At 65.3% G+C, this 24,363-nt stretch carries 22 protein-coding genes and 1 riboswitch; of the genes, 4 read left to right on the top strand and 18 right to left on the bottom strand.

Going from position 1 to position 24,363, the window contains the following annotated elements; translation table 11 throughout:
• Nucleotides 1–25: 25 nt before the first annotated feature.
• From E4K64_RS29810 to E4K64_RS29775, 7 genes are all read right to left on the bottom strand, one after another.
• Nucleotides 26–259 (bottom strand): twin-arginine translocase TatA/TatE family subunit, encoded by a 234-nt coding sequence (locus tag E4K64_RS29810; protein WP_028136237.1) that lies wholly within the window; start codon nt 257–259, stop codon nt 26–28.
• A gap of 165 nt (nt 260–424) precedes the next feature.
• Nucleotides 425–1,189 (bottom strand): SMC-Scp complex subunit ScpB, encoded by a 765-nt coding sequence (scpB, locus tag E4K64_RS29805; protein WP_167772332.1) that lies wholly within the window; start codon nt 1,187–1,189, stop codon nt 425–427.
• A 21-nt stretch (nt 1,190–1,210) separates the two neighbouring features.
• Nucleotides 1,211–2,050 carry a segregation and condensation protein A gene (locus tag E4K64_RS29800; protein ID WP_126257487.1) on the bottom strand — a complete coding sequence of 280 codons (840 nt, stop codon included), beginning with the start codon at nt 2,048–2,050 and terminating at the stop codon, nt 1,211–1,213.
• Nucleotides 2,047–3,075, bottom strand: coding sequence for a beta-N-acetylhexosaminidase (nagZ, locus tag E4K64_RS29795; RefSeq protein ID WP_135166669.1), 1,029 nt, complete (start codon nt 3,073–3,075; stop codon nt 2,047–2,049). Before nagZ ends, E4K64_RS29800 begins: the two co-directional genes overlap by 4 nt.
• Nucleotides 3,076–3,121: 46 nt before the next feature.
• Entirely contained in the window at nt 3,122–4,639 is a 1,518-nt protein-coding gene (locus E4K64_RS29790) for an SPOR domain-containing protein (RefSeq protein ID WP_135166668.1), read from the bottom strand.
• Nucleotides 4,640–4,779: 140 nt separating this feature from the next.
• Nucleotides 4,780–6,570: an arginine--tRNA ligase gene (gene argS / locus E4K64_RS29780; RefSeq protein ID WP_167772331.1), complete on the bottom strand. Its 1,791-nt coding sequence runs from the start codon at nt 6,568–6,570 to the stop codon at nt 4,780–4,782.
• Between the two features lie 9 nt (nt 6,571–6,579).
• Nucleotides 6,580–7,776 carry a deoxyguanosinetriphosphate triphosphohydrolase gene (locus E4K64_RS29775; protein WP_167772330.1) on the bottom strand — a complete coding sequence of 399 codons (1,197 nt, stop codon included), beginning with the start codon at nt 7,774–7,776 and terminating at the stop codon, nt 6,580–6,582.
• A 129-nt stretch (nt 7,777–7,905) separates the two neighbouring features.
• Here E4K64_RS29775 and erpA point away from each other — a divergent pair, with 129 nt between their 5' ends.
• The gene (erpA, locus tag E4K64_RS29770; protein WP_024342679.1) at nt 7,906–8,235 is read left to right on the top strand and encodes an iron-sulfur cluster insertion protein ErpA; all 330 of its coding nucleotides are present in this window, start codon (nt 7,906–7,908) and stop codon (nt 8,233–8,235) included.
• Between the two features lie 5 nt (nt 8,236–8,240).
• Here the strand turns inward: erpA and E4K64_RS29765 are convergent, their stop codons facing one another.
• On the bottom strand, nt 8,241–10,577 hold the full coding sequence (locus E4K64_RS29765) for a hybrid sensor histidine kinase/response regulator (protein WP_135166665.1): 2,337 nt from the start codon (nt 10,575–10,577) through the stop codon (nt 8,241–8,243).
• Between the two features lie 134 nt (nt 10,578–10,711).
• Between E4K64_RS29765 and xth the strand changes: the two genes are divergently transcribed.
• Nucleotides 10,712–11,509, top strand: a complete 798-nt coding sequence (gene xth / locus E4K64_RS29760) for an exodeoxyribonuclease III (protein WP_135166664.1) — start codon at nt 10,712–10,714, stop codon at nt 11,507–11,509.
• Nucleotides 11,510–11,566: 57 nt separating this feature from the next.
• Here xth and E4K64_RS29755 read toward each other — a convergent pair whose 3' ends face one another.
• From E4K64_RS29755 to E4K64_RS41935, 3 genes are all read right to left on the bottom strand, one after another.
• Nucleotides 11,567–12,394, bottom strand: a complete 828-nt coding sequence (locus E4K64_RS29755) for a tetratricopeptide repeat protein (RefSeq protein WP_135166663.1) — start codon at nt 12,392–12,394, stop codon at nt 11,567–11,569.
• Nucleotides 12,381–14,102, bottom strand: a complete 1,722-nt coding sequence (gene ilvD / locus E4K64_RS29750) for a dihydroxy-acid dehydratase (protein WP_126257479.1) — start codon at nt 14,100–14,102, stop codon at nt 12,381–12,383. The genes E4K64_RS29755 and ilvD overlap by 14 nt, the downstream gene beginning before the upstream one ends.
• Before the next feature lie 472 nt (nt 14,103–14,574).
• Entirely contained in the window at nt 14,575–14,994 is a 420-nt protein-coding gene (locus tag E4K64_RS41935; RefSeq protein WP_135166758.1) for a hypothetical protein, read from the bottom strand.
• A 491-nt stretch (nt 14,995–15,485) separates the two neighbouring features.
• On the opposite strand from E4K64_RS41935, the gene E4K64_RS29740 reads away from it, so the two are divergent.
• Complete coding sequence (locus tag E4K64_RS29740; protein ID WP_135166662.1) at nt 15,486–15,686, top strand: hypothetical protein; 201 nt, start codon at nt 15,486–15,488, stop codon at nt 15,684–15,686.
• Here E4K64_RS29740 and E4K64_RS29735 read toward each other — a convergent pair.
• The 5 genes from E4K64_RS29735 to E4K64_RS29720 form a co-directional block, all read right to left on the bottom strand.
• Complete coding sequence (locus E4K64_RS29735) at nt 15,664–17,844, bottom strand: TonB-dependent receptor (protein ID WP_235884815.1); 2,181 nt, start codon at nt 17,842–17,844, stop codon at nt 15,664–15,666. The genes E4K64_RS29740 and E4K64_RS29735 overlap by 23 nt on opposite strands.
• A gap of 171 nt (nt 17,845–18,015) precedes the next feature.
• A riboswitch (cobalamin riboswitch) is annotated at nt 18,016–18,229 on the bottom strand.
• Between the two features lie 101 nt (nt 18,230–18,330).
• The gene (locus E4K64_RS29730; RefSeq protein WP_235884814.1) at nt 18,331–18,594 is read right to left on the bottom strand and encodes a hypothetical protein; all 264 of its coding nucleotides are present in this window, start codon (nt 18,592–18,594) and stop codon (nt 18,331–18,333) included.
• A 109-nt stretch (nt 18,595–18,703) separates the two neighbouring features.
• Nucleotides 18,704–18,916 carry a hypothetical protein gene (locus E4K64_RS29725; RefSeq protein WP_126257478.1) on the bottom strand — a complete coding sequence of 71 codons (213 nt, stop codon included), beginning with the start codon at nt 18,914–18,916 and terminating at the stop codon, nt 18,704–18,706.
• Between the two features lie 150 nt (nt 18,917–19,066).
• Nucleotides 19,067–19,243, bottom strand: a complete 177-nt coding sequence (locus E4K64_RS40615; protein WP_167772329.1) for a hypothetical protein — start codon at nt 19,241–19,243, stop codon at nt 19,067–19,069.
• A 105-nt stretch (nt 19,244–19,348) separates the two neighbouring features.
• Entirely contained in the window at nt 19,349–21,085 is a 1,737-nt protein-coding gene (locus tag E4K64_RS29720; protein ID WP_135166660.1) for an adenylate/guanylate cyclase domain-containing protein, read from the bottom strand.
• A 322-nt stretch (nt 21,086–21,407) separates the two neighbouring features.
• Here E4K64_RS29720 and E4K64_RS29715 point away from each other — a divergent pair, with 322 nt between their 5' ends.
• The gene (locus E4K64_RS29715; protein ID WP_135166659.1) at nt 21,408–23,621 is read left to right on the top strand and encodes a lytic transglycosylase domain-containing protein; all 2,214 of its coding nucleotides are present in this window, start codon (nt 21,408–21,410) and stop codon (nt 23,619–23,621) included.
• Between the two features lie 76 nt (nt 23,622–23,697).
• Here the strand turns inward: E4K64_RS29715 and E4K64_RS29710 are convergent, their stop codons facing one another.
• Nucleotides 23,698–23,910, bottom strand: coding sequence for a hypothetical protein (locus tag E4K64_RS29710; protein ID WP_135166658.1), 213 nt, complete (start codon nt 23,908–23,910; stop codon nt 23,698–23,700).
• A 143-nt stretch (nt 23,911–24,053) separates the two neighbouring features.
• Nucleotides 24,054–24,242 (bottom strand): hypothetical protein, encoded by a 189-nt coding sequence (locus E4K64_RS29705; RefSeq protein WP_126257474.1) that lies wholly within the window; start codon nt 24,240–24,242, stop codon nt 24,054–24,056.
• Between the last annotated feature and the right edge of the window lie 121 nt (nt 24,243–24,363).

The following is a 24,363-nucleotide window of genomic DNA, read 5'->3' as shown; positions in this document are numbered from 1 at the left end:
CCGCGTCTCGCGTGCTGCTTTCGGCTCAGACGGCCTTGCTGCCGACGTCGGTCCGCGCCGCGGTCGGTGCACCATTGTGCTCGATCGACTTGGCCGGCTCGGGCTTCTCGGCGGACTTGTCGTCGTCCTGCATGCCCTTCTTGAACGCCTTGATGCCTTGCGCCACGTCGCCCATCAGATCCGAAATCTTCCCGCGGCCGAACAGCAGCAGGACCACTGCGATCACCAGGATCCAGTGCCAAATGCTGAGAGAACCCATCCTGCAACCCTCCAAACGCGCATAGCCGGGGACCCGGCCGATCTTACCGAAACCTAGGCTTGGCAGGCCTCAAAAACAAGGACCAAGGCAGCGCCAATTCGCTGTCGGCGCTACGTAATCTTGCTAGTGTTAACCGGTCGCAGGGGACCGTAAGCGGACGGTACGTCAGTCCTCGCTGCCGCCCTCGCCGCGATCCTCAGTGCCGGCTTCCGCAGTCGTTTCCGGAGTCTCGGGCTCGACCGCAGGTGCGAGCGCCAAATCGAGGTCATCGCCCGGTTCCAACGGATCCTCGTCCTCGCGCAGCGTCGGATCGTCAGACGGTGTCGGCACGCTGAATCCGGTCGGCAGGCGCGAATCCAGGAGACCCGTGCCTTTCAGCTCCTCGAGGCCCGGCAGGTCGCCGAGCTGTTCCAGGGTGAACTGCGACAGGAAGTCCTCCGTGGTTCCAAAGGTCAGCGGACGGCCCGGCGTCTTGCGCCGGCCACGCGGCTTGATCCAGCCGGTCTCCAGCAGCACGTCGAGCGTGCCCTTCGAGGTGACGACGCCGCGGATCTCCTCGATCTCGGCGCGCGTCACCGGCTGGTGATAGGCGATGATCGCCAGCACCTCGATCGCGGCGCGTGACAGGCGGCGGGTCTCGGTGCTTTCCCGCGTCATCAGCCAGGCGAGATCGCCGGCCGTGCGGAAGGTCCATTTGTTGGCGACGCGGACGAGATTCACCCCGCGCAAGGAATAGTCGGCCTGGAGCTGTTCCAGCGCGGCCTTGACGTCGACCCCTTCGGGCATGCGCTTGGCCAGCGTCGCGGTGTCCAGCGGTTCACTCGAAGCGAACAGCAGCGCTTCCAGCAGCCGCAATTCCTCGGGACGTGCCTGGGATTCGTTCTCCATCGGCTCGGCCTCTTCTACCCGCACTTCAGCCAGGCTTGCCATGGCAGATTCTCCTTCTTGCACTTAAGCGACCGGCGCATCAGGCGCAGGAGCTGCGTCCGGGACCGGTTTTGGGCGCCCCTTCCGGAAATAGATGGGCGCAAACGCCTCTTTCTGATTCAGTTCCAGCTGACCTTCGCGCACCAGTTCCAGCGCGGCGGCAAAGCTGGAGGCGAACACCGTCGCGCGCTGCGTGGGATCGGCGACATGCCTGACCAGAAAATCGTCCAGCACGCCCCAGTCGTCCTGTTCGTTGAGGCTGCCGACCAGCCGCTCCAGCGTGGCGCGCGCTTCGGCGAGCGACCACACCGTGCGCTTGGCCAGATGCACGCTCGCCAGCACGCGCGATTGGCGCTGCGCGGCATAGGCGGTGAGCAGATCGTACAATGTCGCGGTGTATTTCGGATGCTTGATCTCGGCGATCTGCTCGGGCTCGCCGCGCGGGAAGATGTCGCGCTGCAATTGCGGCCTGTTCATCAGGCGGTTGGCGGCTTCGCGAATGGCTTCCAGCCGGCGCAGGCGGTTGGCGAGCGCGGTGGCCATCTGCTCGGCGCTCGGGCCCTCCGCGCTCGGCGGCTCGGGCAGCAGCAGGCGCGACTTCAGGAAGGCGAGCCACGCCGCCATGACGAGATAGTCGGCGGCAAGCTCGAGCCGGATCTTTCGCGCCGCCTCGATGAAGTGGAGATATTGGTCGGCCAGCGCCAGGATCGAGATCTTGGCAAGGTCGACCTTCTGCTGCCGCGCCAGCGCGAGCAGCAGGTCAAGCGGGCCCTCATAGCCCTCGACATCCACCACCAACGCCGGCTCACCCTCGGCAAGCTCTGCGGGCCGCCCGGTTTCGAAGGATAGAATTTCTGCGGTCATGCGGATGCCGTGGTTGTCCGTGCGATCAATGCGTCCAGCTCAGCGCGTGCGGCCTCGCGGTCGAGCGGCTGCGGCGCCTTGCGCGCGCCGAGCGCGGCATTCGCCCGCTCCAGCGCCCGGCCCGACAGCAGAGGCGTCTGACCGGCAACCGCACGCATCTCCTCGATATTGCCGTTGCAATGCAGGGCCACATCGCAGCCGGCCGCGAAGATGGCGCGGGTCCGTTCGGCGATATTCCCCGACAGCGCGTTCATCGACACGTCATCACTCATCAACAAACCCTGGAACCCGATTGCGCCGCGAATCACGTCAGCAATCATTGTCGCAGATGTCGTCGCCGGATGGGCGGGGTCGACCGCGCTAAACACAACATGTGCAGTCATGGCCATCGGCAGGTCCGACAGCGGCTTGAACGCCGCGAAGTCGGTCCGTTCCAGCTCGTCCCTCGGCGTATCAACCGTCGGCAACTTGAAATGGGTGTCCGCGGTGGCGCGGCCATGACCGGGAATGTGCTTAAGGACCGGCAGCACGCCGCCCTGCTCCAGCCCTTCGGTGACGGCGCGCGCGATCGCCGCGATCTTGACCGGTTCGGTGCCGTAGGCCCGGTTCCCGATGACGGCATCGGCGCCCGCGACCGGCACGTCGGCCAGCGGCAAGCAATCCACGGTAATGCCGAGATCGGCCAGGTCAGCCGCGATCAGGCGGGCGGACAGGCGCGCCGCAGTGAGGCCAAGCGCCGAATCAGTGTCGTACAAGGTCGAGAACACGGCGCCCGGCGGATAGACCGGCCAGTGCGGCGGACCGAGCCGCTGCACCCGTCCGCCTTCCTGGTCGATCAGGACGGGCGCGTCGGCGACACCGACCTCCTTGCGCAATTCTGCAACCAATGCAGCGACTTGCGCTGGCGTTGCGACATTGCGCTTGAACAGGATGAAGCCCCATGGGCGCTGGTCGCGGATAAACTCCCGCTCGACGGCGGTCAGTTCCGTTCCGGATACGCCGGTAATGAAGGCCCGCGTGCTCATAACGGCCGATTAACCCTGACCCGCGAGGGGGTCAAGGAAACGGCCGTTAATTCCTCTGGACGAAGCAGGCGGACAGGCCGGCGGACTTCAGGCTGTTGCACGCATGCGTCGCTTCCTCCGCCGAGGCATAGGGACCAGCGAAGGCGCGGTAGACGACGCCCTTGCCCTTGTCGGTCAGGTCGACCCGCTTGATCACCGGCGAGCGGGAGCCGAGCACACTGCCATATTTGCTCTGAAGCACGCGGTAGGACGAGGCGGCGCTTTCCTCGCTCTGCTGCGAGGAGACCTGCACGATGTAGCCACCGCCGCTGCTGGCGGGCGCGATCTGGGTCGGCGTGGTCGCAGCCATCCGCTGCGGCGGCTCGGCCGCCGGGGAAGATTGCGGCGCCAGCGACATCGGTTGATTGGCGCTGGCATTGGCCGAGGTCGGCGGGTTGCGCGGCGCAGCCGGTGCCGGCGCGGCAACAGGCTTCGGCGCGGAAGTGGGCTTGGCGGCGGCAGCCGTTTGCGGTGCGGCGCTGTCGGTCTGATCGCCCTTCACGGCGACGGTCCTGATCGGGCGCGGCGAATTGTTCGGCAGCGTGCCGTTGCTTGCGCCTGGCGGCGGCACCGTGGACGGCGACACGCTCGCGACCGATGGCGGGTTCGCATTCTGGTTCAGCGGCGGGAACACCACGCGGGGACCGCCTGCCTTGGCGTTGACGTCCACCGGCGCCTCTTCGCGCGGCACGATCTTCTCGGTGCCGTCGCCGCTCACCATGCGATCCGGCACCTTGGCCGAGGAATCCGTCGGCGCGGGCACGATCTTGGTCGGGGTGTTGTCCGCCTTGATGATCGGCGGCTCACCGCTGCGGGGCGAGCCGATATAGGTCTTGTAGGCGAAGGCCGCGCCGGTGCCGACCACGGCCAGCGCCAGGATGGCCGCGACCGTCATCATGCCGCCGCGCTGCTTCTTGGGCTCGTCGAGCTCCTCCTCCGGATACTCGCTCTGGTACGCGTAAGGATCGTCCGGATAGGCCGGCTCACGCTGGTAGTCCTGCTCGCCCGCCTCGAGCCGGCCATAGAGCGCATCGTCGTAGCGCGACGGATCGGGCTGCTGCAGATACGGCTCCTGATGGGCGGCCTGCTGCTGGTAGGCCTGATCCTGATAGGCGTGATCCTGATAGGCCGGCGGCTGACGAAGTTCAGGCTCCGGCGCGGCGGGCGGGACCGAATAGCGATGCAACGGATGAACCGGATTGACGGTTACCGGATAGTCAGGCTCCGCGGGTGCCGGCTGCGGCTGCACATTGGCGCGCCGCACCCATGAGGGCGGTCCGGGCGGCGCAGGCTCGGCATCGTCATGCCGATCATCGTCGTGCCGGTCGTCGTCCTGATAGCCCTGGGTGGGCGGAGATATGGCCGGCGGACGCGCACCTGGCCGCGACTGCGCGGCGAAAGGATCGGTCTGTCCGATCAGGCGGGCGAGCTCAGCCAAGGGATCGCTGTCCGTCCTGCCATGCTGATCGCCACCGCGACCATAGTCATCGGAAGGAAACGGTCTGTCCTGATATCGTTCGGCCATCGTGATGATGCGTCCCTTCGGGAAAGCCGCGCGCCCCTCGACCAAGGCACGGCTTTCGACCCACAAGGCTTTCAACCAAGTCTAAGCGATCCGGCTTCTGCCGGTTACCCCCGAATTCCCCTTAAGTAGTTCGCCCCAAACTACCGCATCTCGTTCGGAGCATGGACGCCGAGGATGGCGAGGCCCGATGCCAGAACCGAGACGACGCCCTGGACCATGGCCAGCCGCGCCTTTGTTAGATCTGCATCATTATTGATAATGAAGCGTAAATAGGGCAAATCGCGCCCCTTCGTCCAAAGTGCATGAAATTCGCTGGCTAAATCATAGAGATAAAAGGCAATTCGGTGCGGCTCGTGGGCCGCGGCGGCGGCTTCGAGCATGCGAGGATATATTGCGAGGCGCTTGAGAAGTTCAAGCTCGACCGGGTCCGACAACCGTTCGACCGCCGACTCACTGAGCCAGGCGACCCGTTCGCCGGTATCCTCGGGAAGCTCCGGGAACACCTCGGCCCGCGCGTTGCGGAAGATCGAGTGGCCGCGGGCGTGACCGTACTGCACGTAGAACACCGGGTTGTCGCGCGACTGTTCCATGACCTTGGCGAGGTCGAAGTCGAGCACCGCGTCGTTCTTGCGATAGAGCATCATGAAGCGGACGGCGTCCTGGCCGACTTCATCCACCACCTCACGCAAGGTGACGAAGTCCCCGCTCCGCTTGGACATTTTCACCGGCTCGCCATTGCGCAGCAGCTTGACGAGCTGGACGATCTTGACGTCGAGCGAGCCCTTGCCCGACGTCGTCGCCTTCACCGCCGCCTGCATGCGCTTGATGTAGCCGCCATGATCGGCGCCCCAGACGTCGATCATCTCCGCAAAACCACGGTCGAACTTGTTCTTGTGGTAGGCGATGTCGGAGGCGAAATAGGTGTAGGAATTGTCCGACTTGATCAGCGGACGATCGACATCGTCACCGTAGGCGGTCGCCTTGAACAGCAGCTGCTCTCGATCTTCCCAGTCCTCGACCGGGGCGCCCTTCGGCGGCGGCAGGCGGCCTTCGTAGATGTCGCCCTTGGCCTTCAGGAAGTCGATGGTCTCGGCAACCTTGTTGTTGCCGCCTTCGATCAGCGAGCGCTCCGAGAAAAACACGTCGTGGCGGATGTTGAGGGCGGCGAGATCGTCCTTGATCTCGTCCATCATCATCGCGATCGCCTTGGCGCGGACCGTCGGCAGCCACCTGGCCTCGCTCATCGCGAGGAGCTTGTCGCCGTGCTCCTTCGCCAGCGCCTGCCCCACCGGCTTGAGGTAGTCGCCGGGATAGAGGCCTTCCGGGATCGCGCCGATGTCCTCGCCGAGCGCCTCGCGATATCTGAGGAAGGCGGAGCGCGCGAGCACGTCGACCTGGGCGCCGGCGTCGTTGATGTAATATTCGCGCGTGACGTCGTGGCCGGCGAACTGGAGCAGGCTCGCCAGCGCGTCACCGAACACGGCGCCGCGGCAATGGCCGACATGCATCGGCCCGGTCGGATTGGCCGAGACGTATTCGACATTGACCTTGGAGCCGCCGCGGACGCGGCCGTAATCGGCGCCTTCGCGCAGCACCGTCCGCAGCGCCTCGGCCCAGGCGGCCGGCTTGAGTGTCAGGTTGATAAAGCCGGGACCGGCGACGTCGACCTTGGCGATCAGCGCGTCGGCACGCAGCCGCTCGGCGATCTGCTCGGCGAGGTCGCGCGGCTTTGCCTTGGCCTCTTTCGCCAGCACCATGGCAGCGTTGGTCGCCATGTCGCCATGGGAGGCATCGCGCGGCGGTTCGACCACCACGCGTGAGAAATCGATGCCCTCGGGCCAGTTGGCGTCCTTCGCAAGCGCGCGGCAGGCGGCATGCACGCGTGCGAGCACGTCGGCGAACAAATGCAGGGATGAGGATGTGTCGGGCATGGCCGCCGCCTAACGCAAATCCGGGGTCGAGTCAAAGAGCCGCTGGTGCTCGGTCAGGGCGAAACGGTCGGTCATTCCGGCAATGAAATTGCCGATCCGGCGGGCCCTGTCGCCCTCATTGTCCGCCTCCGCCCCGAGCAGCCATTCCGGCGGCAGCTCGCCAGGGGATTGCAGGTATTTCGCGAACAGGTCGAACAGGATCTGCTCCGCCTCCCCCATCACCCGCATCACCCGCTTGTGGCGGTACATGTGCTGGTAGAGGAAGGCCTTGATGGCGGCCTCTTCCTCCGCGACCTCGGGTGGGAACGCGACGAGGGTCCGGCTCTGCTGGCGCACGTCCTGGGCCGATTGCGGCCTCACCGCGGCGAGGTTCTTCTGCGCCTGCGCGAACACCGCGCCGATCAGGTGCGAGATCAGCTCGCGCACCAGTTCGGCGCCGCGCCTGAGGTCTTCGAGGTCAGGATAATGCGCAGAGGTCTCGGCGATGATCTCCGCCGTGAGCGGCATCACCTTGAGATCGTCGAGATGGAACAGGCCGGCGCGCAGGCCATCGTCGATGTCGTGGGCGTCATAGGCGATATCATCGGCAATCGCGGCAACCTGCGCCTCCAGCGAGGCGAAGCTCCACAATTCGAGGTCATAGGTCTTGACGTAGTCGGCGATGCCGACGGGAGTGCCGTGCTCGCGATAACGCCCGACCGGCGCGCCGCTGCGATCGGTCAGCGGACCGTTGTGTTTGACGATGCCCTCCAGCGACTCCCAGGTCAGGTTGAGCCCGTCGAACTCGGGGTAGCGGTGCTCCAGCGAAGCGACGACGCGGAGCGTCTGGGCATTGTGGTCGAAGCCGCCGAATTCCTTCAGGCAGGCATCGAGCGCCCGCTCACCGGCATGGCCGAACGGGGGATGACCGAGATCGTGGGCAAGCGCCAGGGTTTCGGTGAGGTCCTCGTCCAGCCCGAGCTGCCGCGCCAGCGCGCGGGCAATCTGCGCCACCTCCAGCGAGTGGGTCAGCCTCGTGCGGTAATGATCCCCCTCGTGGAACACGAACACCTGGGTCTTGTACTTCAGCCGGCGGAACGCGGTGGAATGGATCACCCGGTCGCAATCCCGCCGGAACGGGCTGCGGGTCCGGCTCGGCGGCTCCGCCACCAGCCGGCCACGGCTTCGGTCGGGATCGCAGGCATAGGGCGCGCGGGGGGCTGCCATTCCGACGGACACGACGAATTTAGTCCCTATCCATTTGATTCTGCGTATCCTTGCACTTAACTATGCCGGACGCGGGATACCAAATGAAATGGGTATGACGCAGGACGACCGGACTATCGGAGACCGACAATGACCACTGCCGTGACCATCAGCGACCGGGCCGCACGCCGGATTGGGGAGATCCTCAAGGGCGAAGGGTCTGGCGCGATGCTGCGCATCTCGGTCGAGGGCGGCGGCTGCTCGGGTTTCCAGTACAAGTTCGACATCGACCGTGCCCGGACCGACGACGATCTCGTGATCGAACAGGACAATGCGGTGGTGCTGGTCGATTCCGCCTCGCAGCCGTTCCTGGCGGGATCGCAGGTCGATTTCGTCGACGATCTGATCGGCGCCTCGTTCCGTGTCAACAATCCCAACGCCACCGCGTCCTGCGGCTGCGGCACCAGCTTCTCGGTCTGACCCGGCTACGTGCCGGTCGCCTGCCTTTCCTCGTCCGTCCACTCCATTGCGACCGGCATCAGGTCCGGCTGGAGCGGCGCGTCGTCCGACATCGTGTAGCCATCCAGCGCGCGCAGCAGGGCGGCGACCAGCGCCAGCTTGCGCAGCGGCTTGGCGAGGAAGTCCGACATGCCGGCCTCGCGGCAGATCCTGACATCCTCGGGGAAGGCGTTCGCGGTCAGCGCGACGATCGGAAGGCCTGCGAAGCGCCCGCCTTGCGCGCGGATGGCGCGGGTGGCGGCAAGCCCGTCCATGTCGGGCATGCGCACGTCCATCAGCACGACGTCGTAATTGCCTTCGGTCGCAGCCGCGACCGCCTCGGCGCCATCGGTGACGACCCGCAGCTCGACGTCGAAGGCCCCTAACATCTTGCTCACGACCATGCGGTTGACCGCATCGTCCTCGGCGACCAGCACCTTTAGCGGCCGATCAAGGCCGGCGATGCGGGCCTTGAGCTCGTCGGCCTCGTCGCGCTCCGACGCCTGGTCGGATGCCTGCGCCAGGCTCCAGGGCAGCACCAGCGTGAAACGGAAGGTCGAGCCCTGCCCCGGCGTCGAGGTGACGCCGATCGTGCCGCCCATCTGCTCAATGATGCGCCGCGAGATCGCAAGGCCGAGCCCGGTGCCGCCGAAGCGGCGGCTGATCGAGGCATCGGCCTGCGCGAAGTCGCTGAAGAGCTGGCCGAGCTTTTCGGGGGCGATACCGATGCCGCTGTCAGTCACCGCCCATTCCACGGTCGCCAGCAGGTCGCGGCGCGCCTGACAGGTGGCAGAGATCGTCACCTCGCCTTCATCGGTGAATTTCACCGCGTTGGACGCGAGGTTGAGCAGCACCTGGCGAATGCGCGCGACATCGCCGCGCAGCGTCGGCGGCAGGTTCGGATCAAGTCCGATCTTGATTGCCAATTCCTTGCTCTTGCCCTTGGCGCTCGCGCGCGCGACGCTTGCGACAGTCTCGACCAGCGTCTGCGGGGCGAAATCGATCGCCTCGAACTGGAAGCGTCCGGCCTCGAGCTTGGACAGGTCGAGGATGTCGTTGAGGATGCGCTGGAGAATGTCGCCGGATTCGCGGATCGTGGTGACCGCCTCGCGCTGCTCCGGATCGAGCCTGGTCTCGAGCAGCATGCTGGCAAGCCCGAGCACGCCGTTCATGGGCGTCCGGATCTCGTGGCTCATCACCGCGAGGAAGTCGGACTTGGCGCGGCTCTCGGCCTCGGCCTTTTCGGCGCGCCAGCGCTCGGTCACATCGCGCCCGAAGCCGCGATAGCCGAGGAACTGTCCCTCGCGGTCATAGGCCGGCTTCGCCGTCAGCGACCACAGCCGCGCCTCGCCGCCGGCGACGACCTTGAGGTTCATCTCGTGCAGCGGCTCGTTCTGCTCCATCAGGCCGACGACGTTGTAGGCCGCGCTCTTGTCCTCGGGGCAGAGCATGTCGAGCACGTCGGCGAAATACGATCCCTTCAGCAGCGGCAGCGGCACCTGCGCGACGTCGGCGAAGCGGTCGGGGACGTCGACCAGACGCCCCTCGGCATCGGTCTGCCACAGCCAGTCGCTGGCGTTCTCCTGAAAATCCTTCAGCAGCAGCGAGATGATCTCGGTCTGCCGCTCGAGCTCGAGCTGGGCCTTGAGATTGCCGAGGAAGAGATTGCCCTGCGAGACGATGTTGCGCGCCATGAAGAACGCGAACAGCAGCAGGAACACGGCCGTCACCAGATAGGGCCCGGTGCCGCACAACAGCAGCGCGCCGGCGCAGGCGACCGTCACGGTGGCGAGATAGACGAGGCCGGCGCGCGGGAAGGTCGAGAGTGTGAACGCGCCGCCGGACATCATCCCGACAATCAGGCAGGCCAGGATCAGCTGGCTGGTCGGCTCGATGCGGCTGAACAGAGCCAGCGGCAGCGCGCTCCAGATCGCGGCGAGGAAGGCCGCCTGCCGCAGCATCTGCCGCGCGGCACGGGGCGAGGCCTCCTGCGGCGGGTTCTGATGCGACCTCCGCCATGACCGCACCGCGAGCGAGGCGGTGGTGGCGAGCGTCAGGCCCCAGATGGTGAGGAAGTCGTTCCAGCCGCGGCCCCAGAACAGGATCAGCACGATGGCGACGTTCAGCATCGTCACCGCCATGGTCACCGGGATCAGCTGCGTCACGGCGTCGATCTGCTTGGCGCGGATGCGGCGGATCTCGCGCTCGCTGAGACCGGCGGTCAGCCCGTCCTCGATCTCGAAGCCGCCGAGCCAATACAGGAAGGCGCCGATCAGGCCGTCACGCGGCGCAGTTCGCTTCATCGACTTGTCCGGCCAGCCCATCCGAGGAACCTTTTGACGATCAATGCCCTTCCGCCTGCTTAAGCCGGGTTAATTTTGTGGGAGATTTTGCGGCATCCTTGACGGGCGCGTTTGCAGTTTGTTCTAACCATGGCCCCTGCCCGGAGCCCGCCGACATGACCATCAGAGTAGCCACCTGGAACGTGAACTCGGTCCGGCAGCGGATCGACCTGCTGCTGACCTGGCTGAAGGAGTGCCAGCCGGACATCGTCTGCCTCCAGGAAATCAAATGCGTCGACGAGGCCTTTCCGCGGCTGGAAATCGAGGCGCTCGGCTACAACGTGGTCACGCACGGGCAGAAGACCTTCAACGGCGTCGCCCTGCTCTCGAAGCTCCGCTTCGACGAGACCAAGTCGGGGCTTGCCGGCGACGACGAGGACGCCCATGCCCGCTTCCTCGAAGGCGTGGTGACGCTCAAATCGGGCGTGCTGCGCATCGCCTGCCTCTATCTGCCCAACGGCAATCCGGTCGGGACCGAGAAATATCCCTACAAGCTCAAATGGATGTCCCGACTTCTTGACTATTCGAAGGAGCGCCTCAAGACCGAGGAGCCGCTCATCCTCGCGGGCGACTTCAACGTCATCCCGCATGCCCGCGACGTGCATAATCCGGCCGCCTGGACCGAGGACGCCCTGTTCAAGGCCGATACGCGGGAGAGCTTTCAGTCCCTGCTCGGCCTCGGCCTGACCGACGCCTTGCGGGCGGTCACCGACGAGGGCGGGCTGTACACCTTCTGGGACTACCAGGCCGGCGCCTGGCAGAAGAACCAGGGGCTGCGGATCGACCATCTGCTGCTGTCGCCGCAGGCCAGCGACAAGCTCGCCAATGTCGGGATCGACAGCTATGTGCGCGGCTGGGAGAAGCCGTCGGACCACGTGCCGGTGTGGGCGGATCTGGATCTGGAGGCGGCCTAATCGGCGAAATAGTGGGCACGGCGCCAAGGCGCCTTTGCCCGCCCTACGCGATCCCGTCTATTCCCGACGGCCCTGCACCCATTGCTCCAGCATTTGCAGGGCCATGGCGCGGTCGTCGTCGGAGGCCTTGGCGAAGGCGCGGTTGTAGCTTTCCTTGATCCAGGTCTCTTCCGTGCCCGCGCTGTCACGCGCCAGGGTCAGCCACATCAGGCCGCGGGCGGCCTGTCGCGGCAAACGGTCGCCGTTGAACAGCATCTGGCCGAGCAGCGCCTGTGCCTGGTGCTGGCCCTTCTGCGCGGCAAGACCGAGCCAGCGCGCGCCATAGCGGAAATCCTCACGCGAGGCGTCCGGCGTCTTTAGGTACAGCCGGGCGAGATCGTATTGCGCGTCGGCATTGCCGAAATAGGACGCCGCATAGGAGAACATCTCCCGCGCCCGCTCCGGATCCGACTTGATCTTCGAGTTCGGGATGCCGCTGAGATAGTACCGGCCGAGCGCGACGAAGGCGTTGGCCACGATCTGCGCCTGGGGCGCCGACGGGCTGTCCTCGGCATGCGCGTTGGCGATCCGGCTGAAATATTCGAAGGCGCGCAGATCGTCCTGGGCGACGCCGTCGCCATTGGCGTACATGCGGCCAAGCTTCCACTGCGCGATGGGGTGGCCGCCCTCGGCGGCATATTGCAGCGCACTGAGCGAGGTTTCCTGAGGCACAGCCGCCGGCGCGATCTTGCCGCGCACGGTCGCCGCGGTCCCCGGCAAGGTGGTCACGACCGGGATGGTCGCGTCCTTCGGGTTGACCGGAGCGCCGTCGAAGGCAAGCGCCGGCGCGACCAGCGCACTAGCCCCCAACACAAACGCAACTATGGCACGCCTAGATGTCCGCATAGCACTGTTTCTCGTGCGCGCCGCCCGGATGGGTCACTGCCCCCCCGACCGCTGGTCCAACCTGCTGAGCATACTTCCAGAGCGCACCCGACGTATGGTTAGTCGCGCGAGCGCTCCATTTGGTCTTGCGCTGGGCGAGCTCGGCGTCGCTCAATTTTACGTTAAGGGTACCGGCGACCGCGTCGATCTCGATGATGTCGCCGTCCTCGAGCAGCCCGATCGGGCCGCCAATGGCGGCTTCCGGGCCGACATGGCCGATGCAGAAGCCGCGGGTGGCGCCGGAGAAGCGGCCGTCGGTAATGAGTGCGATCTTGCCGCCCATGCCCTGGCCGGTCAGCGCCGCGGTGGTCTGGAGCATTTCCCGCATGCCGGGGCCGCCCTTCGGCCCCTCGTAGCGGATCACGATGACTTCGCCTTCGCGGTAGGTGCGGTTCTGGACCGCCTCGAAAGCATCCTCCTCACGGTCGAAGCACCTGGCCGGACCGGTGAACCTGAGGTTGGACATTCCCGCGACTTTCACGATCGCACCTTCTGGCGCCAAATTGCCCTTCAGACCGACCACCCCCCCTGTCACGGTGATGGGCTTGTCTGCCGGGTGCACCACGTCCTGGTGCGGATTCCACTTCACGCTCTTGAGGTTTTCGGCGATCGTGCGGCCCGTGACGGTAAGGCAATCACCGTGCAGGAAGCCGTTGTCGAGCAGCGTCTTCATCAGAAGCGGTATGCCACCTACTTCAAACATGTCTTTGGCGACATAACGGCCGCCCGGCTTCAAATCCGCGACATATGGTGTCTTTTTGAAGATTTCGGCGACGTCGAATAAGTCGAACTTGATGCCGCACTCATGCGCGATGGCCGGCAGGTGCAGCGCAGCATTGGTCGAGCCGCCGGAGGCGGCGACCACGGCAGCCGCGTTCTCCAAAGCCCTGCGGGTGACGATGTCGCGCGGGCGGATGTTGGACGCGATCAGGTCCATGACCTTCTCGCCCGCGGTCATGCAGAACGCGTCGCGGATTTCATACGGTGCCGGCGCACCGGCCGAGTAAGGCAGGGCGAGGCCGATCGCCTCGGAGACCGTCGCCATGGTGTTGGCGGTGAACTGCGCGCCGCAGGCGCCCGCCGAGGGGCACGCCACGCGCTCGATCTCGTCGAGGTCCTCGTCCGACATGGCACCGACCGAGTGCTTGCCGACGGCCTCGAACATGTCCTGCACGGTGACCTGCTGTCCGCGGAACGTGCCGGGCAGGATCGAGCCGCCATAGATGAAGATCGAGGGCACGTTGAGACGAACCATCGCCATCATCATGCCGGGCAGCGACTTGTCGCAGCCGGCGAGCCCGACCAGGGCGTCATAGGCGTGGCCGCGAACGGTGAGCTCGACGGAATCGGCGATGCATTCGCGCGACGGCAGCGACGAGCGCATGCCGTCATGTCCCATGGCGATGCCGTCGGTGACGGTGATGGTGCAAAATTCGCGCGGGGTGCCGCCGGCCGATGCCACGCCCTTCTTCACCGCCTGGGCCTGGCGCATCAGCGCGATGTTGCAGGGCGCAGCTTCATTCCAGCAGGAAGCGACGCCGACGAAGGGCTGGTGGATCTGCTCGGTGGTCAGACCCATGGCGTAGAAGTAGGACCGATGCGGCGCACGCGCAGGGCCTTCCGTCACGTGACGGCTCGGCAGCCTCTGCTTGTCAATCTTCGTGCGCATCGCAAACCAGTTTCCCCGGTCAACCCTTTCAGACCCGAAAAATCAGAGCCAAGATTTGAATCGACCTTGGGATTTTCCGACGCCTTCGAAGCTGCCGCTGCCCTTCAAAAACATTAGAGTGATTTTATTCATGTTCGGGTGTGGCCAAAAAGCGGCGGCGATGCACACCGCCTCTCATGAAGGTTAAATGCGGGTCGAGTGTTGCGCGGGCAGCACAATCGTTACCGGGAAGACACGGATTTGCCTACCTTAATACCCTTGGCAGGATGACACTCCACAACTTCGAATTTCGCAGCGCGAACATTGCGTCCTATTCCGAACCGGGCGCCTCGCTGAGGCAAGTGAGTCGGCGCCTGCCTGCCGGCAAAGCCACCATCGCGCGTCCCCAGCGAGAGCAGCGTCGCTCAAAGGACCCAGCGTTTGAGCATTCGCAGGTGGACGGCGGCGCTGGACCGCCGTCCAGACTTTGACGTCAGTACTGATAGGGATATTGCCTCGGGCAAATGTATTGCCCGTAGCTGTCATAGTAGCAGTTCGAGTTGTAGTAACCGTAGGCACCCGCCGCAGCAGCTGCGCCCACCGCCGCAGCGCCGTACCCCCAACCTGGACGATAACCGCGACCATAACCGGGGTAGCCCGCGATGGGACGGCCCGGGCGACCTGCGATTGGACGGCCGGGACGCCCCGCAATCGGGCGGCCCGCTATCGGATGCGATGGCCGCGCGATGCGTCCGGCGTGCATGCCACCGGCGCGCATGCCACCACCGTGAAAGCCAGCTCCGCCGCCACGGAACCCGCCACCTCCGCCACGGCGGGCATACGCATCATCAGGGATGAGAGTTGCAGTGAGCAGAGTGAACGCCGCTAAAGCGACGAGAGTGTATTTCAACATCATGCTCCTCCGACCTTGGAGTTCAGGAGCACTCAAGACTGCTGGCCTGCCTGCGGGCGATGTTGACGTAGATCAAGCATAATTGGCGCTGCTACGACGCGTGCTCTCCAGCAATAAGCCTGCGCCCGTTGTAAGCGTCAGCAAAAACGCCGTGCCCGCATGCTCGGGCAAAAAGTGCACACTACTTTCGGCAACCTATCGATAGCCTCTAACACGGCATGGGACGCGAACGCTGGGTTCAGATCGGGATAATTGCGCTGGGAATGGCACCGCCGGTCCTGCTCATTCTCCTCCTGATTTTTGGGAAGTGAGGCGTCGAGCCCGCTCCCTTCGACGCGACGGCACAACGACAGGTGGCAGACGGGCGCGGCGATTGACAGCACGAGCACAAGGACCGCGAGCGCGTTTCACCAACATTTGGGACAACCGAATTTGCTGATTGGCAACGCACCTGCGGCCCAGCCACACTGCCGCCGGACGCAGGGGCGGGCATGACAGTCCAACTGACGGCGGAAGCACTGGATCTGCTGCTGGGCGGCCTGATCGCCGACACGCCCGACCTCAAAGCCGATCCAACACCCGCCACCCACCGATGGGTCGCACAGGTTCTCGCGCTCATCGAAGCAGGCAGGCTGGCCGCTTTGCCGGCGAAATGCAGCCCGCGTGAAATCAGAACGTGGCGCCGGCCCTGAGCAGATAGGTGCGACCGGGAAGCGGATAGGCGCTGAAGCGGCCGTCCGTGAAGGTGCTGGCGATGGCGTAGTCGTAGTAGAGTGCATTCAGCACATTGCTCACGCTGAGCGACCAGAAGTAGCGCTCATACTGGCCGCTGAGCTTGAGGTCGATCGTGCCATTGGCCGGGATCGGCTTCTGAGTGCCCGCCTGGTCGTTGTCCATGCGCCGCTCGCTCCAGAAGCGCGCGGTGGCATCGAGCACCACGTAGTTCTGCCAGACGTTCCAGGTGACACCCGCGCTCGCCGTATAGCGCGACACCAGCGGCACGTCGTTGCCTGCCCAGACGCCCTCGCGGAAGACCGCGCGGGTATAGGCCATGCCGGAGCGCAGCAGCAGGGCGTCGTTGACGCGATAAGACAGACTGGTCTCCGACCCGTAGCGGCGGGTCGGGTCGAGATTGGTGTTGTAGAACAGGACCGGGTTGAAATGGACCTCGTTGGTGAGGTCCATCAGATAGAGACTGCTCTGCAGCTGCAGTCCGCCGCCCTTGACGCGCAGGCCGCCCTCGATGTCCTGAGAGGTCTGGGTCTTGAGTTGGAACGTTTGCGGGATCACGGCGAAGGTCAGGGGATCGAACGACGGTCCCGAGGACAGGCGCTCGTCGACGTCAGGCGTGCGGAACGCGCGCGCGGCGCGGCCGAACAGCGAGACCATGTCGTTGAGGCGATGCTCGGCCCCGAGATGCAGCGCATATTGGGTCTCGTCGCTGGTCAGCGGCAGCGCGCCGATGTCGGCGTTGAACGGCGCTGCCGCGTCGAAATTGTCGCGTGCCGCAAGACTGACATTCTGCACCCGCGCGCCGTAGGAGATGTCGGTCGTGGGCAGCACGCCCAATGTGTGCTGGAAATAACCTGCGACCGTCTGCTGCCTGAGGTCGTAATTATGCCAGGCGGCGAGCCCCTGCCCGGCGCCGCGGTTCTGCTCAAAGCTCGCATCGTAATAGTCGATGCCGGTCAGGAGCTGCGACGGCATGCCGAGCAGCAGGCTCTTCACGGTGAGCCGCGGCGTGATCGACCAATTCGTCAGGTTGGAATGGACATAAGTCGACGTGAAGAAGGCTGGAACCGGCGTCGAGCCGGAGAAGAACGCACTCTGCTGCTTCTTGTCGCGCAGACCGCCGTCGACGATAAGATCGACGCCGTTGACCAGGGTCTTGGTGAAGCCGGCCGTCGCGCTGAAGCCCTGCTGGTTGGCGTAGTTGAACGGCGTGCTGGTGCCTCGGCGATTGGTCCTGAGCTCGTCGAGACCGATGGAGGGATCGACGGTGCGACCGCCCGGCAGCCGCAGCTCCTGATTGTCGCCGGTGACGGTGAGAAAAGCGGACAGGCCGGGCATCGTGTAGTTCAGATTGCCGACGCCGTTCTCCTGAACGTAGCGATTGTTGTCGCGGTAGCCATCGGTCCTGACGGTATTGCCGTAGAACGAGGTCGACCACGGGCCGGAATTGAGCGAGGCCGAGACGTTGCCGAGCCTGGTGTCGAAAGAGCCGAAGCCGGCCTCGATGCGCGCGGTCACGGGCGGTCCGCCGACGCCGGTCTTGGTGACGATGTTGATCACGCCGCCGACCGCGTTGTCGCCGTAGAGCACCGCTCCGGAATTGCCGCGCGTGATCTCGATACGCTCGATGGAATTGAGCGGGATGGTGGAGAGGTCCACCTGCGCCATGTCGATGTCGTTGAGCCGCCGGCCGTTGACCAGCACCAGCGTGTTGGCGGTGGCAAAGGCGCCGAAACCGCGCAGGTCCACGCTGGTCTTGGCGCCGATCTGGCCGCCATAGAACGTCGTGATCTGGGCCCCCGGCACTTGTGTCGCGATGATCTCGGCAAGCGTCTGCGACGGCGAATGCGCGATATCCGCGGCCGTGATGACGGTCGTGGCGGCCCCGACGATGCCGCCGTCGCCGGTGAGGGCCTGCGAGCCCGAGCCGGATGGGCCGGTGCCATCGCCTGCCGGCGCGGCGTTTGCGGCTCGCCGCTGCCGCGTCGCATCGCCCTCACCGATCGCCCTCGCCCGCGTGCGGTTCTGATCGTCGGGCTTGCTCACCTCGATCGGCGGCAATTGCTCGGCAAGCCCCTGCTCGGCGAAGGCGGCAGGCAGGTCGAGCGAATGGAGCAAGACGGACGCGAACAGGCCAGCGCTGAGGCGCCGGGCGGCACAGACTAGACGGGACAATGTTGTAACCTCGGTAGGACGTCAGTGGCACGTCACAGCGAACGAGGTTTCACGGCAGAGCGATGGACTGCTCCGATGAAGCCAATGTCTGTACTCCCCGACCGACATCTTCGCGTGTGACCACGGCTGACGGCAGGTCTCCTGGCTCGCGGGTCGTTACCTTACGTCGCCTTCCCAGGACCGAGATTCCCAGTGGCACAGGACGAAAGATTCACCGCTTACAGTTGCGGGGGCAGCCGTGGCGTTGAGACATATCCCGGCATTGGGACATCCCGCACCACATTCCCTTTTGATCTCCGTGAGGAGAACCGTCGCGCTCATTTACGTGTCGCCCGCCCCGGGAGTCAATCGACCGGTCGATCGTTGTCGCCAGCGCGAGCCGGCGGCGACGCCGCGGCCAATCCAGGTCCATGAGAGCTGTGCCGGGGCTCAGGTTCGCCCGCGCAAACGTTGGGCCTGGGCCCAGGCGACAGCGACGTCGCGCGGCGGAACATCGACGCGCTTGACCGGGGTCAATTCGCCGGAGGCCGAGACGATCGCGGTTTCCTCGCGGCGGCAGCGCGTGCAGACAAAGCGGACCTCATGCGGGGACGCTGACCAGCTCGACCGCTTCACGTTGGCGGCCATCGGCCAGGCCTCGCAATGCGAGCACGACACCAGAAATCGACCGGGATCGAGCATACCCATTTCCATCGGACTCCGCGTCCTGCCTGCCTCCTTCAATGACTAACCCAAGTGAATCGTTCCGGTGCCCCAGCACCACCGGTTGCGAGAGGCACCTCCGGGACAGCCGGCCCTGCGCTCAGCGCGCGCCCTTGAGGGTGCAGGAGGTCGAGCAGGTAACGGTGGTGCCGCGATCGCATGCTTTGCAGGCGTTGACGCACTGGTTCATGTCGCGGGGATTGTAGCTGGAGTTCCGCAAGGGGCAGGCCGCCGACGTCGAGCCGGTGATGTCCTGCTCCTGATCGCAGGCCGCCGTCATGAGCGCGATGATGATCACGGCAACGAGGCGCATGGGATGCCCTATCAGGCATGGCAAATGACGTTCACGGGGCACGCTGCATTGCAACGAACACCGGCCTTCCCACCACGGGCACCGCCGATCAGCGACGCCCGCATGCCATCAGGATGCGCGCCAAACCTTAAGAACGGATTGCAGCCGGCCTCAGGCCGCAGCCTTGGTCGCGATCGCCTGGCGCATATCGACCGCCAACTGACGGTACTGCTCCGAAAGCTTCAGATAGAACTCGCGCTTCTTGCTGTCGGTGGCGAGCTTGGCGATCAGCTCGCATTCGGCGGTGAGCGTCTCGAACCGTTCCAGCCTGTCCTCAAGTTCTGGCATCGGCGTGTCCCCATCAAACGCCTCAAGGACATCCAACCTAAGCCCGGGAAATAGGTCACGGCGAACATCGTTATCGAGCAGAAGCAATTTTTCCGGTGCGGCAGCCTATTTGCTGTCGAGGCGCCAGGCGCCGTCCCATCCCTCGTCGGGCGGGCTCGGCTCGAACTGCGCGATGCGGCCGAGCATCGTGCGCGAAGGCCCGTCGCCGGGGACGGCTTCGAGCGCCGCGTTGAAGGCAGCGCGCGCCGCATCGAAGCGCCGGGCGCGATAGGCGGCGAGCGCCTCGGCATAGTGCGTGCGCAAGCTGGCTTGCGCATCGGTGAGTGCCCCCGCCCTCGCCATCACCTCGAAGATCGCCTGCGGCGCGCTCTGGCCGGCGACCGCGAGGCGATCGATCTCGCGCAGCTCGAGCCGCGATCCGATCGCTTCAGCAGTTGCCTGCGAGACCAGGATGCGGGTGCCGTAGACCTTGTTGACCGCTTCCAGCCGCGAGGCCAGGTTCACGGCATCGCCCATCACGGTGAAGCTCATCATCAGTTCGGAGCCGATGCTCCCGGTCAGCACCTCGCCGGTGGCGATGCCGATCCGCAAATCGCACGGCGCCGGCATGGCGCGGATGCCGAGCAGGTCGGGCAGCTGCCGCTGGAGCGCGGGCACCTGATCGGCCATCTCGATCGCCGCGATGCCGGCCAGGAGGGCCTGCTCGTTCTCCTCGATGAAGGGCGGACCCCAATAGGACATGATGGCATCGCCGATATATTTGTCGATGATGCCGCGATTGTTCCTGACGGGTGCGGACATCACCGTGAAATAGTGGTTCATCACCTTGACGAGGCCGCGCGGCGTCATGCCCTCGCTCATCGAGGTGAAGCCGCTCATGTCGCAGAACATGATGGTCATGAGCCGGCGCTCGCCGTCGATCGCGACCTCCGGCCGGTCGATCAGCCCCTGCACCACCTTGGGATCGATGTAGCGGCCAAAGGTCTCGCGGACGCGCTCGTTGTGCCTGAGCTGCTCGGTCATGCGGTTGAACGCGGCGGCGAGCTCGCCGATCTCGTCCTGGGTGGAGACGGTGATGGTCTTGTCGAAGCGGCCTGCCTCGACCTCGCGGGTGCCGGCCAGCAGCAGCCGCACCGGGCGCGTGATCCCGCTGGACACCAGGAGCGCAAAGGCAAATCCGACCACCGCTGCGAGCAAGGTCACGGCTCCCGACACGATGATCGCCTGGTATTGGCGGCTGATCACTTGCGAGGTCGAGAAGAAGACCTGCGTCAGCATGTCGGCCCGGATCGCATCGACCTTCCGGTTGAACGCATCGCGCAGGGTGTCCAGCTGTTCCAGCGTGGCGCGGGCCTGGACCATGTCCTTGGCCTCGATCTGCTTGAGCAGTTTCGCATTGCCCTCGTCCAGATTGCGCCGCAGCTCGGTGACGGCGCTCTCGATGCGGACGTCGAGCCGTGCCAGCGCGGCATTGTCGGAATACGTCCTGGTATCATCGATGATCGCGTTGATGAGCTTGCGCGCTGTCTCGGCTTCTTCCTCGAACTTGCGGTCCAATGCCTCGAAGTCGCGAAGCCGCGCCGCATACGCCTCCTCGTCCGACGACGACTCCATCTTGGTCATGACCATTTGCCGCAGCGCCAGCGCCCGCTCCAGCGAACGGATATTGGCGCGGGCCAGATGGCTGTAGGCCGGGATGTAGCGATTGGTCAGTTCGTCCAGCAGGATACCGACCTGGCTCGACATCACCATCGACAGGATCGAGGTGACCAGCATCAGGACGATCAATCCGAGGGCGATGCCGACGATCTTGCGCCGGATCGACTGGTTGAAAATCGGCATAGGTGCGGGCAAAGGCCAAAAGGATGAAGGACGGAATTCCATACACCGGATCCGGCTGCGGGAACACGCGCAATCTGGTTCCTTCTGGCGCCTTGAACCGCGCTCGCCGTCGCGCGCGCCCAATCGTTAACAAAGGTTAAAAAGGAACAACCTTTGGTCGAGTTCCAGGAGTTCCCGCATCACATCCGTATTTCGCCGCATTGTTGCGACAGCGTGAGGAATGCGAGACGATGCCGGTGGCATCGTATTCGGTGTCTTTGATTCTCAAGCCGCATGTCGTCGCGGACCTTGGTTTGTGGTGGTTTCGCAGGGGGACCATGGAATGAACCAGTGCCTACGCTCGCTCGCGTGTGTTGTTGCCGTGGCCGCATTGGCTCTCCTTCCCTCCGAGCTGGCGGCAAAAAGCGGTCACAAATCGTCCGCGCCCAAATCGTCCGCGCCGAAGAAGACGCATGAGGCGAAAGCCGGCAAGCAGCGTCACGCCGCGGCGAAGTCCTCGGCGAAGTCGCGCCACGGCAAGCATGCCGAGGCCAAGCGCAAGTCGAAGAAGACCGACGACGCGCCGTCCAGCAAACCGGCGTTGCCGCCGCTGACCGGCGATCTCGCCGCGCTGAAGGACGCGATCGACCTTGCGCGCAAGGGCAAGAGCGAGGATGCAAGCGCGGCGCGCGATCGCATTGCCGATCCAGCCGGACAGAAGCTCGCGGATTGGTTCATGCTGCGCCATTCCGAGAGCACGGCGAATTTCAAGCGCTACGCCGCGTTCCTCGCCGCCAATCCGGACTGGCCGAGCCGCACGCTGCTGCGCCGCCGTGCCGAGGCGCGGCTGTGGCAGGAGAAGAGCGACGCTGCCACCGTGCACAAATTCACCATGGACCGGCCGATCAGCGCCAAGGGCAAGTTCGCGCTCGCCCGCGTGCTGCTCGCTGAAGGCGATACCGACAGGGCGGCGCGGCTGGTGCGCGAGGCCTGGCGCACGGATGAATTGTCCGAGCGCAGCGAGGAGGATTCCTACGAGGCGTTCCGCGACCTCCTCACCGCGGACGATCATCGCGCCCGCATGGACAAGCGGCTCGGCGCCAAGGACTACGCGGCGGCGCGGCGCGCCGCGAAACGGCTCGGCGAGGATGCGCTCGCGATCGTCAAGGCCTGCGCCGCCGTGACCGGCAAGGCCGGCAAGGCCAAGGATTATCTCGATGACGTAGCGGCCGAAGCACGCCGCGATCTCGGCTATGTGCTGTGCCGCGCCCAATGGCACCTCCAGAAGGACCACATCGACGACGCCGCCGAGGTGATCCTGGCGGCGGCGCCCGAGACCATGGCGGCGCAGGATACCGACGCCTGGTGGCGCGAGCGCCGCATGCTGGCCCGCAAGCTGCTCGACCAGGGCAAGTTCAGAACCGCCTATGACGTGGTGCGCACGGCCGCGGTGCCGGACAAGGAAGTCTATCGCGTCGACTACCATTTCATGTGCGGCTGGATCGCGCTGCGCTTTCTCGACGATCCCAAGACGGCGATGGTGCACTTCGCCGCCGTCGACGAAGGCTCGGCCAATCCGATCGCGCTGTCGCGCGCCCATTACTGGCGCGGCCGCGCCGCCGAGGCGATGGGTGCTGCGGCCGATGCGCGCATGAGCTATCGGGCGGCATCGCGCTATCCGACCGCCTATTACGGCCAGCTGGCGCGCGCCAAGCTCGGCCTCGACCGCGTCGAGCTGCGTGCGCCCTCGCCCGTCCTGGCCGCCGCCGATACGCCGCCCGCGGACGAGCGCGTGCGCGCCGCCGACATGCTCTACGGCATCGGCGAGCGCGACATGGTGTTCTACTACGCCGAGGACTTTGCCAAGGAGAGCACTGACGTCGCCGCGCTCGAAGCGCTCGGCGAGCTCGCCAGGCGTCGCAACGATGCCCGCGTGATGCTGGAGGTCGGCAAGACGGCGCTGGCGCGCGGGCTCGCACTCGACCATTACGCTTTTCCGACCATCGGCATCCCCGAGCACCGGCAGGTCGCGCCGGAGATCGAGACCAGCGTGATCTATTCGGTGGCGCGCACCGAAAGCTCGTTCGACCAGCGCGACAAGTCGCCCGCCAACGCGGTCGGCCTGATGCAGGTGACGCCGGAAGCGGGACGCGACACCGCCAAGCGCTTCGGCCTGACCTATGACTGGGACAAGATGGTCTCCGATCCCGTCTACAACACGCAGATGGGCGCGGCCGAGCTCAGCGCGCTGCTGTCGGAATATCGCGGCAACCAGATCATGACCTTCGCCGGCTACAATGCCGGCCGCGGCCGTGTGCGCGAATGGGTGCAGGCGCGTGGCGATCCCCGGGATCCCAAGGTCGACCCTGTCGACTGGGTCGAGCGCATCCCGCTGTCGGAGACGCGCAACTACGTCCAGCGCGTGATCGAGAACGTGCTGGTCTATCGCGCGCGGTTCGAAGCCAGCAGCGTGGTCGCCGGCAAGAGCGACGAACGCGTCGTCACGCACGAGGCCGGAGCAACGGCACCCGTAGCGGCCGCAGCTCCCGCTCCCTAGTCGACGCCGCCGGGGCTGGACACGGGCGCCTGCAAGGTTGCGGGGCTGCGGCTTCCACGCGAGTGCAGTCGCGCAGCTAGATGTCACCTCCTTCCGTTGCGATCAGATCGCGACCGTCCAAGTGGACGCCGGTCGAGGCTCTTGCGAAGGTCCAGACAAATATCGTCCAGCTCCAGCAGGAGACGGCAGTCATGACCGCCAACATCTCGATGATGTTGCCGGCGACGGCCTCGACGCTCCCGATGGCCGGCTCTGTGAGCCGCGCCGACCAATACATCGACGTCCTCACGACTTCGCCTCGCCGATAGCAATCGTGGTCACAGTAACGGAGCTTTGTCTGCACATGCCGGACATAGCCGGACCCGATCGACCGCGAGCAGGTGCTGCAGGTGGCCGGGCACGACGGAGGCTCGTGATTGACCACCACGAATTTCATGAAGCCGCCCTCACGTCATTTGTCGCGAGCGCCTGGCAGAACAGCGCGTAGCATTGATAGTCGCAGTAAGGCAGACGGGTCGCGATCTCGCGGAGATAGCTGCCGCCGATCGGCTCGCAGCACTGCATGCACCAGGTCTGCCGGAACGGAGTACGGTCGTTTACGAGCACGAACGCGAATCTCATGTGGCACCTCCCAAGGCGAAGCAGTAAACGCTGTCCAACGGAGACAGTGCGGGTGGTGGAGCGCAAAGATGGTTTCGGCCGTCCGGATTATCCCTGTTTCGCTCCACCTTTTGGGGTGGGA

This window comes from Bradyrhizobium frederickii (assembly GCF_004570865.1).
Classification (GTDB): Bacteria; Pseudomonadota; Alphaproteobacteria; order Rhizobiales; family Xanthobacteraceae; genus Bradyrhizobium; species Bradyrhizobium frederickii.
Note: the sequence above shows the minus strand (reverse complement) of the source record. Positions and strands in the feature narration are given on the sequence as shown.